Raw genomic sequence first — 12,275 nt, 5'->3', positions numbered from 1 at the left:
CACGCTAAAACGAACAACGGCAGCTTGGCTCAACGCAGTAAGAGCCAACAGCAAAATCAAAAGGAAAGGTACCAATGGCAGGATTTGACAAGGTAGTAACCAGTTACGCCGAAGCCTTGGCGGGATTGGAAGATAACATGACCATCATCGCCGGCGGCTTTGGCCTGTGCGGCATTCCCGAAGGGCTGATCGGCCACATTAAGCAGCTTGGCACCCGCGGCTTAACCGTGGTGTCGAACAACGCGGGGGTCGACGGTTTCGGCTTAGGGTTGCTGCTGGAAGACAAGCAGATCAAAAAGATGATCGCCTCTTACGTCGGCGAAAACGCCCTGTTTGAACAGCAGTTGCTCAGCGGCGAGCTCGAAGTAGAACTGACCCCCCAAGGCACCTTGGCCGAAAAAATGCGCGCCGGTGGGGCGGGCATTCCCGCCTTTTTCACCGCCACGGGCTACGGCACCCCGGTGGGCGATGGCAAAGAAGTACGCGAATTTAACGGTCGCCCCCACATTTTAGAGCCGTCCATCACTGGCGACTTCGCCATCGTTAAAGGCTGGAAAGCGGATCGCTACGGCAACGTGATCTACCGTCACACCGCCCGTAACTTCAACCCGCTGGCCGCCACCGCCGGTAAAATCACCGTGGTGGAAGTGGAAGAGATCGTCGAGCCCGGCGAACTGGATCCAGCCCAGATCCACACCCCAGGGATCTACGTCAATCGCCTGATCCAAGGCACCTTCGAAAAACGCATTGAACAGCGCACTGTGCGCTCTTAAGCCACAACGCATCAGGAGACAGGCATGGCACTAAATCGTGAACAACTGGCTAAGCGCGTGGCGCAAGAGCTGCAAGATGGCTACTACGTTAACTTAGGCATTGGCATCCCCACGCTGGTGGCAAACTACGTTCCAGCGGGAATGGAAGTGATGCTGCAATCGGAAAACGGCTTGCTGGGCATGGGCCCGTTCCCTACCGAAGCGGAAGTGGACGCCGACATGATCAACGCCGGTAAGCAAACCGTTACCGCCATCACCGGCGCGTCGATTTTTGATTCGGCGGAATCCTTCGCCATGATCCGTGGCGGCCACGTGGATTTGACCGTGCTGGGCGCGTTTGAAGTGGACGTGCAGGGCAACATCGCCTCGTGGATGATCCCCGGTAAATTGATCAAAGGCATGGGCGGCGCCATGGACTTGGTGGCCGGTGCCGACAACATCATCGTCACCATGACCCACGCCGACAAACGCGGAAATTCCAAGCTGCTGAGCAAGTGCACCCTGCCGCTGACCGGCGCCAACTGCATCAGCAAGGTGGTGACCGACTTGGCCTACATCGAGATCAAACAGGGCAAGTTCCACCTGATTGAACGCGCCCCTGGGGTTTCGGTGGAGGAGATCATCAGCAAAACCGGCGGCGAATTGGTGGTGCCGGAACACGTGCCAGAGATGAACGTGTAAGCCGCAGGGCTACTGCTGCAACTGCAACCGCAGCAACTGTTGTAACGGTCATCGCAATCGCAGCAACAACAACGCCGCGCCGTGGGTAACCACAGCGCGGCGTTTTTTATGTTGTCGCCGTTGAGCGTGGGATCGTGTTCGTCCCATGCCAACCAACGCCACTCTTTGTCGGTTAGGGCTACTCCAACACCAACCCGCACTTTACATCGGCTTGTCGGCATTGATGCCGCGTCGGTTGGGGCTTATCCCAACGGCAACGCGCTAACAATCAAACTTCCAGATGCAGCAACAGGTGCGGCAACAGCTTTTGCAGCTGCGCTTTACCGGCTTTGGAAGCGGGGTTGAGTTTATCCCAGCCATCGGTGCCCATGATGGCCAGCTCGTCCCATTCAAACTGCAACGCGCGGCCCGATAAATCGTAACGGCCACTGATGCGGTACACCCCTACTGGCGTGTCTAAACGGGAAATTTCAAATGGGGTCATCGCTACCTCTGTTTACAGACCACGGGTAATGGCCGCTACCATAAGGCAACGGCGGGGGCATTGCCAAGCGCACACCCAAACGGCCACGCCATTATTTGAACCTAACCTCAACCCGATGCAGGCCCACGTCGCGGTACTCGTTCAGCTGCCAGCCATATTGTGCCGCCAGCTTGCGGCTTAATTTCAGCCCCAAGCCAAAGCCAACGTCGTTGCTTTCGCCGTCGCTGATGGGGTTGCAGATCTGCAACCGTTGCTGCTGTTGAATAATGCTGACGTTGCCTTTGCTGCTGTGCTCAAAGGCGTTGCGGATCAAATTACTGATCACGATGCGACAGGGGGTTTTGGCCACTTGCCACAGGCTGTCATCCACATCCAGACGCAGCTCGATCTGCTGCTTCTGGCGCAGATAATCCAGCTCGGTTACCAGCTCTTGCACCAGCGCCCCAAGCTTGACGTTTTCAGCCACTTGCAGCTGTTGTTCGCGGCTCATCCACAGCAGGGTTTCCACCAATTCGGCCATGGTTTTGCCCGCCCGCTCGATGCGCTGCTGCACTCGGCTTTGCTTGGCGTTGGTGGCCTCGGTCAGTTTGGCCAGCACCGCACTGTTGGCGCGGATCACGGTGATGGGGGTACGCAGTTCATGGCTGGCGTAGCGCAAAAACTCCCGTTCCCGCTCCACGCTGTGCTGCACCTGCTCAAAGCTGCCATGAATGATCTGCGCCAGTTCATTCAGCTCGCGGTATTTAAAATCGGGCAACGGCTCCGTGGCACTTTCGGGCCCCAAAGCTTGCGCCCAACGCGTCAACCGCTGCGCCGGTTTGGTGATCTGCCAAGTGATGCCCCACAGCACCAACACAAACAGCAGCACACAGGCACAGGCGATCGCCACCACCGTTAACACCGGATACTCACCCAGCACAAACAGCTGTTGCTCTTCTGGGCTGTCATAAAACTCAGGCTGGATCAGCGTGGACACATAACGGCTGATCCCATCCTGCCCCTCCACCCGCAACACAAACGCCAGCTGCGACTGATCCGCATGGGGAAAATCGTTACTCATCCCCTTATACAGCCGATACGACTGTTGCGGCGCGGCGGTGATCAGCTGCCGCACCGCCTGCGGCACCTTGTGCCAGTCGCGGGTTACGTGGGCGTTCAACACGGTGGCGTCGTCAAGATCATTGGCTTCAGCGTAACGCGCCACGTTAAGCAGGGTTAGGCTCTGCTCGGTGTGGATCCCGCCAATGAAGTAGCTCAGGGTCACTAACGACAAGGTTGTAGAGACCACCACCGCCAGCAGCAACACCGCGCCGATAAGGTAACGTCGCAAGCTATTGGTCATTGGGGCTCTCTTGGCGAAGGGCAAAGCCAACATTGGCAATGGTCAGCAACAACGCGCCTTCCACATCCACTTGCTTCCGCAATTTATGCAGATGCACTTTAAGGCTGTTGCTGTCGGGCTGTTCGTCGCCCCACACCGTTTGCATCAGCGCGTCGCGGCTAATGGGGTGCGGCGCCGCGCGCATTAACGCTTGCAGTAGCTTGAATCCGGTTGGGGTGAGTTTCAGCGTGCGCTCACCACGGGTAACCTGCTTGCTGTTCAAGTCCATCTGCAGATCCGCTAGGGTCAGTTTGGTGGTTTGGCCGCTGCGACGCTTAGCCAACACCGATACCCGCGCGGTCAGCTCCTCCATCGCAAACGGCTTCACCAAATAGTCGTCGGTGCCGGAATCAAAGCCGCTGAGCTTGTCTTCTAAGCGATCTCGCGCGGTCAGCATCAACACCGGGGTGTCGTTGCCCGCCGCCCGCAGCCGTTCACACACTTGCAGCCCGTCTAACTTGGGCAGGTTCAGATCCAACACAATCACATCAAAGCGTTGTTGCTCGATGCGAGCCAAGGCGGCCAAGCCGTTATCGGCGTGGTCGCACTGCATGTGTTCCAGCTCCAGAAAGTCGATCAACGAGGCGGCCAGATCCAGATCGTCTTCCACCAACAACAGCGATATCACTTAAGCGCACTCCTGCTTAACACGACGGCTAACACGCTGCGGCAAGGCTTTGATGTCTTCGTGGATCAGCAGCAACGAAGGGATCAGCAGCAGCGTAATAAAGGTGGCAAACAGAATACCATAGCCCAGTGAGGCCGCAGCGGGGATCAAGAACTGCGCCTGCATCGAGGTTTCCCCCAGCAGCGGAGCCAAGCCAACAAAGGTGGTTAGCGAGGTCAGCAGTACCGCCCGAAAACGGCCGGTGCAGGCGGCGTGAATGGCGTCGCTTATCGACATTTTAACCCGCAGTTCGTTAAAGCGAGAGACCAGCAATAAGCTGTCGTTCACCACCACCCCGCTTAACGCCAAAATGCCATTAAGCGACAGGATGCTGATGGTCAGATCATTCGCCCAGTGCCCCAGCACCGCGCCCACCATGCCAAACGGAATGGCGGTCATGATCAGCAGCGGCTGAACGTAGGATCGCAGCGGAATGGCCAACAGCGCGTAGATCGCCAGCAGCGCCAGCACGAACATCTGCAACATCGAGCCGGTCGATTCCTGCTGCTCTTCGGCTTCGCCAGCAAAGTGCAGGCTTAAGCTGGGGTAATCGGCTAACAACAATGGCACCAGATCCCGTTGCAACTGCGCCACCAATTGATTTGGCGCTAACACCGTTTTATCAACCACTGCCGTCAGGTACACCGCACTTTGGCTGCTAATGCGGGTGCGCTCCGACAGCGCCAACTCTTGTTGTACCGTCGCCACATCCGATAACGCCACAATGCTGCCATCCGGCGCTCGCAGCTTGGCGGCCGTCACATCGGTAAGGGTTTGTCGCTGCGCGGCGGGGTAGCGAATACGCACCTTCACTTCGTCGCTGTCCAGCTGGTAGCGCTGCACAATTTCGCCGCCGAAGGTTTGCAGGATCTGCCGCGACAGATCGGCATTGGTGAAGCCCAGCGCCCGCCCCTGTTGGGTCAGTTCAAAGCGGTATTGTGGCTGCTTGGTGCTGAGGTTGTCGTCGATGCCACTGACTCCGTCGATCTGGCTCAAGGCATGACGAAAACGGCCACCGGCCAGCGCCAGAGTGTCCAGATCATTGGCTTTCAGTTCCACCTTAAAGCTGTCTGGCCCCTCAAACGAAGAGACAAATTTCAGCTTCTTCACCCCTTCTAAGTTGCCCGCCAGCTGCTGCCAGCGCTTGGCCAGTTCGGGGCTGCTGTAATTGGCGTTGTCGCTCAGTTCCAGCGTAACTTGGCCGCTGCTGTCGCTTTCCGCCAGCAGTTGCAGCGCGGCGATGCCACTGCCTTGGTTGTCGCTCAGTTGGCGATCGGCCTGCTGCGCTAACTGCTGCAGCTGTTCAAGGTGTTGTTGCAGCAAGCCGTAGCCAGCGTCGGTTTCCATGCTGACGTTGGCGCTGATGGTGTCGCCGGGAATGTCCGGAAAGAAGCCCACGTTCACCTTGCCACTTAACGGCATGCCAGCCACCAAGATCAGCAAGGTGATGAAGCTCAGCACCACCGCGTAGCGCAGTTTCAGCAACTGCCCAATCAGCGGTTGATAAACCCGTGAGATCAGCCATTGCAGCGCGGCATCGCAGCCTTGTTGCAGCCGCGCCCACCAACCAAACACCCCGGGGTTGCTGGTTTTGTGGGTATCCAGATGGGCTAAGTGGTTGGGTAATATCAGCTTTGATTCCACCAACGACAACAGCAAACAGATGGTGACCACGGTGGCGAACTGGGCGTAGATCTGCCCCAGCATCCCCTCGACTTGGGTCAGCGCCAAAAACGCCACCACGGTGGTGAGTACCCCAAACAGCGTTGGCGCGGCCACCCGCATGGTGCCGTTGATGGTGTTGGCCATGGTGTCGCCGTACTGGCGCCGTTCACTGTAGATGCTTTCCCCCACCACCACGGCGTCGTCAACGACGATCCCCAGCGCCATAATAAAGCCAAAGGTGGTCATCTCGTTCAGGGTCATGCCGGCGTAGCCATCCCCCAACAGATACAGGGTGCCGCAGAACACAAACGGCAGCCCCATCGCCACCCAAAAGGCCACCCGCAGGTTCAAAAACAGCGCCAGCACAATGAACACCATGGCGATGCCGCTGAGGGCGTTTTTCATCAGCAGCGACAGCCGATCGGTGATCAGTTCGCTTTGATCAGACCAGGTAACCAGCTCGACCTTGGCGGGCAGCAAGCCGCGATCGTGCCACTGCTGCACCACCTGATTGGCGCCAGCCACAATGTCGGTTACGTCGCTTTGTTCATCCATCAAGATTTCCACCGCGATGGCGGGCTGACCGCCAAAGCGCGACATCACAAAGGGATCGTCCTCATACTGCTGGGCAATGGTTGCCACTTCGCCTAAGCGCACCACGGCACCGTCGCGGCCACTGCGCAGCACGATGTCGGCAAAATCGCCCTCTCGGTAACGCTGCTCGGCGGCTTTCAGGCGCACGACTTTGTCGCCGTTACGCAAACTGGTGCCCATGGCACTGCCGGATTCGGCGTTTACCGCGGTGGCGATGTCAGACAGCGTTAAGCCGTGGGCCTGCAGCCGCAGCTCGTCCACTTCGATGGAGATCAACGGCTCGGCCTTGCCCTGAAACGCCACTTTGGTGATGGCGGTTTGCGCCAACAGATCGCTTTTAAGCTGCTCGGCCAGCGGCTGCAAAGTGCGGCGATCGGCATCGCCATACAGCTGCACGGTGATGGCGTGTTCCGAGTGTGAGGCTTTCTCTAGCACTGGGCTTTCCGCATCAACCGGCAGGTTAGACAGCGCATCCACTTTGGTTTTGATGTCGTCGAACAGGCGATCCAGCTGGTAGCTCGAGGTTTTCTCAACCGTTACCGTGGTGCCTGTGGCGGTAGAGGTTGAGGTGATCCGCTTGATCCCCGCCACCGATTCCAGCGCGTCTTCAATCTTAACCGCCAGCCCCTCTTCCGCTTGTTTGGCGTCGCCGCTGTCGTAGGCAACCGAGATGGTAACTCGGCTGGGCTCCAGCGGCGGGAACGCCTCTTTGCGGATGCTGTTCAGTGACAGCAGCCCCAACGCAATCACCCCTATCAGCAACAGGTTGGCGGCCACCGAGTGCCCAGCAAACCAAGCGATCAGGCCATTGGCTTTGGGCGCATCATTGACTGGATTCATGGTTATTGCTCCTGCACTGGATTCACCAGCATGCCGCTGAGGTAACTGTTTAAGGGGCGCAATACCACCTCAGCCGAGCCACTGGCGGCGCTGGGGTGCAGATAAACATAGTGCTGATCGCTGAACGCCTGCTGCGCCGCCACTGGGGCAATGGTGTTGTTGGCTTGCAGCAGCCACAGTTGGTTCGCTTGCGACACCGCCGTGGCCGGCAAACGCCATAACGCTTGGTCGTTATGGCCACGAATGGTGGCGCGCACGAACTCTCCGGCAAACAGCGGCTGCGGTTGTTCCAGCGGCTTATCCACCACCACCACCAGCGATCGCTGCCGATCGGTTTGGCTTAAGTGCTGTTCAATGCGTGCGGCATAGCCCTGCCACTGCTTGCTGCCATCGCTGCTAATCAGCGGCACGATGGCATCGGTGCCTAGAGCAACACCGCCTAAGGCTTGCCACTGCTGCTGCGACAGCGGCACTTTAATTTCGCTTTGATCGGTGCTGTATAACGTGGCCACGCTGCCGCCTTGTTGTAGGTAGCTGCCCAACTGAATGTCGCGGCTGACCACCAAACCATTAAATGGGGCGCGAATTTCGGTATTGGCCAGATCCACTTGGGCGCTGGCCAGTTGCTGCTGCGCCTGTGCCAACGCGGCTTTGGCCACCGTCAGCTGCGGCTGGCGCAGCACCAAGCTGGAATCGGGCTGGCCGGTTAGCCCAGAGCGCTGCCATTCCAGCAACGCTTGCTGGCCTTGGCGCTGCTCTTCTAACAGCGCCAATTGCGCGTCTGCCACCGCTTTGTTGGCATCGCTGACCGCTTGCCGATATTGGCTGTCTTCCAGCTTCGCCAACAGCTGCCCTTGGCTTACCAGATTGCCACTGGCAAAGGCGTCGGTAAGTTGCAGCACTTGGCCGCTGCTTTGCGCCGTTAACGCCAGCTGGTAGTGCGGCATCGCTTCGCCATAACCCTGCACCTGCGGCTGATAGAACGCGGCCTCCACCGGTTGCACTGCCACCGTGGGGTAGCTTGGCGCTTGCTTGGGGGCACTGCGTTGGGCTTGTTGCTGCATCTGGCTGCCGTTATACGCCACGGCGGCAAAGATCGAGGCGCCACACACTAAAGTGATGGCGATAGGGGTAAGTGTCAGTTTCATTGTGGTGCTCCCAGACCCAGCGCCAAGCCGAGATCAATGCGATTACTAAGGTGGTTGTGCTGTGCCTGAATTTGCTGGCTGGCAAGATCGAACGGCTGTTGCTGGACGCTCAGCAGTTCAACAATGTCCACCAGCCCTTGGCGGTATTTCTGTTGGTAGTTGGCGCTGCTGCGCTGGGCACTTTGCACGGCGGTGGTTAAGTGGCTTAACTGCTTGCTGAGGTTGCGTTCGTTGTCCAGCGCCGCGTCTACCTCTAAAACCGCCGCTAATAGGTTTTCGCGGTACTGCCAATAGCGTTGTGCCGATTGCAGCTCGGCAATTTCTGCCGCGGCTTTGAGTTTGCCGCCTTGGTACAGCGGTGCGGTTAACTGCCCCAGTAGGCTCCAAGCGGGGCTAACAAACAGCGCGTCAGACAGGTTTCGGCCGCTGTCGCTCAGTGCCGCTTGCAGGCTGATGCTCGGCAGCATCGATTTGTAGGCCACCTTGCTTTGGTAGTAGGCGGCTTGGGTATTGAGATAAGCGGCTTGCAGATCCGGACGACGGCTTAGATCCTGCTGTGGCAGGCTCAGTAACGGTTGCTTGATGGCGGGAAAGCCTGGCTTGGCCAGAGCGGCGACGGCAGGCTCAGCCTCAGCACCAAGAGAGAATTGGTTGCTGCCCAGCAGTTGTTGCAAGGCGCGGCCACTGTTGGCCAGTTGCTGCTGATACCGCGCCAGAGTCGCTTGGCTTGAAGCGGTGCTGGTTTTGGCGTTATCCAGCGCCTGCAGATCCCCAAGACCACTGCGATAACGGCTTAGGATCACCGCTTCGTTGCTTTGCAGCAGTTGCAGCCGCTGCTGTTCAACCTGCAGCAGTTGCGCCTGTTGTTGGTAATCAAGGTAACCACGGATCACATTGGCCACCAACAGATCCTGCGCCTGCTGCCAACTGGCTTCGCTGCTGGCCACACTGAGCTTGGCGGCGCTGTCGGCATCGGCCAACTTGCGCCATAAATCCAGCTCCCAGCTCACGTTCAGTTCGGCACTGGCGCCGCTGCCATTGTCTTCATGATCGCTGCGGCTTACCCCTAAAGACGCGCTCGGCAAACGATCGGCCACGCTTTGCTGTTGCTGGGCGTAACTGATCTGCAGCGTTAAGAGCGCCTGCTGTAAGCTGGGGTTTGCTTGCCGCGCCTGAGCGATTAAGGCATCCAACTGCGGATCGCTGAACAGATCCGTTAGCGTCATGGCGGCAACGGCTTGGTTGCTGTTGGCTTGGGGCTGCCAAGCGGGCAACTGCTGCTGGGCTTGAGCGACTGCCGCTTGATGATCATCAGCGCTAAGGCTTTGGCAGCCGCTAAGCAATAACAGGCTTAGTGCCAGCAGCGGTACAGGGTGGGTCATGGTGCGACTCTCGTGGTTGAACGATGAGCGCAAGGGTAACGACAGCAGGGTTAACGCAGGGTTAACCCTGCTGTCGGTTGCCACACTGAGCCCAGAAAACGCCCGCCGCGAGCTTGGCCGTTAACCGTGCTGTTGATGATGTTGATGTTGGTGCCAATGCCGCCGTGCCGACTCCGCGCGTAACTGCAGCCCATCCAAAAAATGTCGAGCGTTGGCATGGCTATGCGGTTAGTTCGAAGATTGGATTGGGCCGTGGTTGATCTGCGACAGCACCGGATTAACATCAAAAATCTGACCGTTGACCTGGTCGATCCCCATCTGCTGCAAGCGGGCGCTGTGCATATCAAGGTAAGCCTGAGCCGTAGCTTCATCTTCAAACAGATAGATGCCACCGCCCAATTTGTTCTTGGCGCTTTCGGTCCAGATCTTCCAGATTAAGCCCGGCTCCTGATTGATCGACTTGGCCAAATCCCCTAAGGCTGCGGCCATCTCATCCCCGAATGGGCCGTTAAACTCAAAATCCACTTGCAGTAACTTGTTCATGGTATTGCTCCTAATCGTTGTGAAAGAGCAAGGTCGGCGCCTTGCGATGACCACCATGATGCCAATATTATTTAGACATAAAAGTTCATAAATCCGCAGCCAACTGTAGAGTAAATAGACCAATGGCACTGAAAACCACCCTCAATCAGTGGCTCACCTTGGCGGAAATCGACAAGGCAGGCAGCATCCAAGGTGCCGCTACCGCGCTGAACAAAAGCCACACCACCTTGATCTACGCCATTAGGAAGTTAGAAAGCCAAATGGGGGTCGCGTTGGTGCAGGTGCAAGGCCGCCGTGCGGTGCTAACCGACCACGGTAAATCGTTGCTGCGGCGGGCGCAGGCGATGATCGAACAAGCCAATGCCCTAGAGGAAGCGGGCACTCAGCTAGCGCGGGGGATGGAGGCCGAGCTTACCGTGGCCATCGATCACCTCTGTGATCGCGATTGGCTGTACCAACCGCTGGCGCAATTTTTACAGCACAACAGCACCACCTCGGTGCAGATTGTCGAAACCTCGCTAACCAAAACCACCGCCATGGTTGAGCAACAACAGGCGGATCTGGCCATCATCAACATCCCCATTGCCAATCACAGTTGCGATGCCTTTGGCATCACCACCATGCGGCCGGTCGTTGCCCGTAGCCACCCTTTGGCACAGGTGCAGGGGCTGCGCATTGATGATTTGGCGGCGGCCACCCAAATTGTGGTGCGGGATCTGGGCAGCAATCAGCACAGCAATCGCAACGTTGGCTGGCTTAAATCAACCCAACGGATCACCGTGGATAACTTCGATCACGCTTGGAATACGGTCAAACTGGGGTTGGGTTACTGCCGGTTACCCCAGCATGTGATTAACGCCTACTCCGATGATTCGGTGGTGGTGTTGGCGGTTGCACAGGCCAGCAGCTATCAGATCCCGTTGCACCTTACCCTGCCTAAAGGGGTGAAAAGCGGCCCCGCCGCGCTGCAGTTACACCAACTGTTATTGGATTCAGTGAACCAACGCAGCAAAGGCTGACTCTAAGCCAAGCGTTTGCAGCCACAGTGGCCCGCAAACTGTTTAAAATAACCAGATAGAACAACATCTTGAACACGAATATTGGTATCCTTTACGGCTGCTTAAGCGATTCAATTTGTAACCATTAACAGCAATAGGGGCGATCATGTCTGCGTATACTGAATACAAAGTAATCCACATTATGGAAGGCGGCTGCGGCACCATCTTTTTAGGCGCCAGTGGCTTGCCCATTCAAAAGATGGAATCAGAGCTGAACAAATACGCCCAAGACGGTTGGCAGGTGGTGTTTCAGGCCATCGAGCAAAAACGATTTTTACTGTTTTGGAAGCGCGAAGCGGTATTGATCACCCTTGGTCGATAGCCTTGTTTAAAGCGTTATCGCTGCGGTTTATCCGCGCTTACCAAGCCAAAGGCGGCTCTAAACAGCTGCTGAATATCGAGTGTAATTTCGAGCCAACGTGCTCGGAATACACTCGGCAGAGCATCGTCAAATACGGTGCCTGCAAAGGCTGGCGGCTGGGGTTGGCGCGCATTCGCCGCTGTAACCAGCCCGATCTAATTGAAAAGATCCACGACGAGGTGCCTTAATGCGAATTCTTGAACCGATTGAAGAGTTGGAACAACAAGAAGAACAACTTAGAGCACAGGTGAATGCGCTCAGCTCTGAGCAAAAAAAAGCGTTCTATCAGCAGCAAGGCAAGGCGCTAAAAGATCCTGATACTTATGCCGCGCTAAACTGGCTGTTCTTAGGTGGCGTGCACCACTTCTACTTAGGCAAATACCGGCTGTTCTTTATCGAAATTATCATCCTGCTGTGCAGCGGCATCGCCATCTTGCAAGGCTATAACGAGGCGATCTACATGATCTTGGCCGTGGTGATCTACGAGCTGCCACAACTGTTCTTTTCGCAAAAAATAGCGCGGCAATACAACCTCGAACGCTCTACCGAAATCTACAATGACATTCGCCGCTGATAGCGGCGTTGTTTTTCTTAATCGCTAAACGGCACACCCTGATAAGCGTATTTTTAACTAGACACCCATTTTATGCTTCGTAAATGGAGCATCGTGCATCCGTAGCATTTGCTGATCTCGTCAG

At 57.0% G+C, this 12,275-nt stretch carries 14 protein-coding genes; 7 read left to right on the top strand and 7 right to left on the bottom strand.

Annotated elements, in window-relative coordinates:
- Positions 1-74 precede the first annotated feature (74 nt).
- Positions 75-773, top strand: coding sequence for a CoA transferase subunit A (locus tag Q0796_RS16795; protein ID WP_298445282.1), 699 nt, complete (start codon positions 75-77; stop codon positions 771-773).
- A 24-nt stretch (positions 774-797) separates the two neighbouring features.
- Positions 798-1,454, top strand: coding sequence for a CoA transferase subunit B (locus tag Q0796_RS16790; RefSeq protein WP_298445280.1), 657 nt, complete (start codon positions 798-800; stop codon positions 1,452-1,454).
- A 268-nt stretch (positions 1,455-1,722) separates the two neighbouring features.
- Here Q0796_RS16790 and Q0796_RS16785 read toward each other — a convergent pair whose 3' ends face one another.
- From Q0796_RS16785 to Q0796_RS16760, 6 genes are all read right to left on the bottom strand, one after another.
- Positions 1,723-1,938 carry a hypothetical protein gene (locus Q0796_RS16785; RefSeq protein WP_298445278.1) on the bottom strand — a complete coding sequence of 72 codons (216 nt, stop codon included), beginning with the start codon at positions 1,936-1,938 and terminating at the stop codon, positions 1,723-1,725.
- Between the two features lie 91 nt (positions 1,939-2,029).
- Entirely contained in the window at positions 2,030-3,280 is a 1,251-nt protein-coding gene (locus Q0796_RS16780) for a HAMP domain-containing sensor histidine kinase (RefSeq protein ID WP_298445276.1), read from the bottom strand.
- Positions 3,270-3,947: a response regulator transcription factor gene (locus Q0796_RS16775; protein ID WP_298445273.1), complete on the bottom strand. Its 678-nt coding sequence runs from the start codon at positions 3,945-3,947 to the stop codon at positions 3,270-3,272. The genes Q0796_RS16780 and Q0796_RS16775 overlap by 11 nt, the downstream gene beginning before the upstream one ends.
- Positions 3,948-7,085: an efflux RND transporter permease subunit gene (locus tag Q0796_RS16770; RefSeq protein ID WP_298445270.1), complete on the bottom strand. Its 3,138-nt coding sequence runs from the start codon at positions 7,083-7,085 to the stop codon at positions 3,948-3,950. It abuts the gene before it with no gap.
- A gap of 2 nt (positions 7,086-7,087) precedes the next feature.
- A complete protein-coding gene (locus tag Q0796_RS16765; RefSeq protein ID WP_298445268.1) occupies positions 7,088-8,233 on the bottom strand; it encodes an efflux RND transporter periplasmic adaptor subunit in 1,146 nt (381 codons plus the stop codon).
- Positions 8,230-9,615 carry a TolC family protein gene (locus Q0796_RS16760; RefSeq protein ID WP_298445265.1) on the bottom strand — a complete coding sequence of 462 codons (1,386 nt, stop codon included), beginning with the start codon at positions 9,613-9,615 and terminating at the stop codon, positions 8,230-8,232. The genes Q0796_RS16765 and Q0796_RS16760 overlap by 4 nt, the downstream gene beginning before the upstream one ends.
- A gap of 1 nt (position 9,616) precedes the next feature.
- Here Q0796_RS16760 and Q0796_RS16755 point away from each other — a divergent pair, with 1 nt between their 5' ends.
- A complete protein-coding gene (locus Q0796_RS16755) occupies positions 9,617-9,739 on the top strand; it encodes a hypothetical protein (RefSeq protein WP_298445261.1) in 123 nt (40 codons plus the stop codon).
- Positions 9,740-9,843: 104 nt separating this feature from the next.
- On the opposite strand, the gene Q0796_RS16750 is transcribed toward Q0796_RS16755, so the two are convergent.
- Positions 9,844-10,158: a monooxygenase gene (locus Q0796_RS16750; protein ID WP_298445259.1), complete on the bottom strand. Its 315-nt coding sequence runs from the start codon at positions 10,156-10,158 to the stop codon at positions 9,844-9,846.
- 122 nt (positions 10,159-10,280) lie between these two features.
- Here Q0796_RS16750 and Q0796_RS16745 point away from each other — a divergent pair, with 122 nt between their 5' ends.
- The 4 genes from Q0796_RS16745 (at position 10,281) to Q0796_RS16730 (ending at position 12,151) form a co-directional block, all read left to right on the top strand.
- Positions 10,281-11,177, top strand: a complete 897-nt coding sequence (locus Q0796_RS16745; protein WP_298445256.1) for a LysR family transcriptional regulator — start codon at positions 10,281-10,283, stop codon at positions 11,175-11,177.
- Between the two features lie 145 nt (positions 11,178-11,322).
- The gene (locus Q0796_RS16740; RefSeq protein ID WP_298445253.1) at positions 11,323-11,538 is read left to right on the top strand and encodes a DUF4177 domain-containing protein; all 216 of its coding nucleotides are present in this window, start codon (positions 11,323-11,325) and stop codon (positions 11,536-11,538) included.
- Between the two features lie 2 nt (positions 11,539-11,540).
- Positions 11,541-11,765 carry a membrane protein insertion efficiency factor YidD gene (gene yidD, locus Q0796_RS16735; RefSeq protein ID WP_298445250.1) on the top strand — a complete coding sequence of 75 codons (225 nt, stop codon included), beginning with the start codon at positions 11,541-11,543 and terminating at the stop codon, positions 11,763-11,765.
- Positions 11,765-12,151, top strand: coding sequence for a TM2 domain-containing protein (locus Q0796_RS16730; protein ID WP_298445247.1), 387 nt, complete (start codon positions 11,765-11,767; stop codon positions 12,149-12,151). The genes yidD and Q0796_RS16730 overlap by 1 nt, the downstream gene beginning before the upstream one ends.
- Positions 12,152-12,275: the final 124 nt, after the last annotated feature.

The sequence above is a fragment of the uncultured Ferrimonas sp. genome (assembly GCF_947489035.1).
GTDB lineage: Bacteria > Pseudomonadota > Gammaproteobacteria > Enterobacterales > Shewanellaceae > Ferrimonas.
This window is presented reverse-complemented; position numbering and strand designations above follow the sequence as displayed.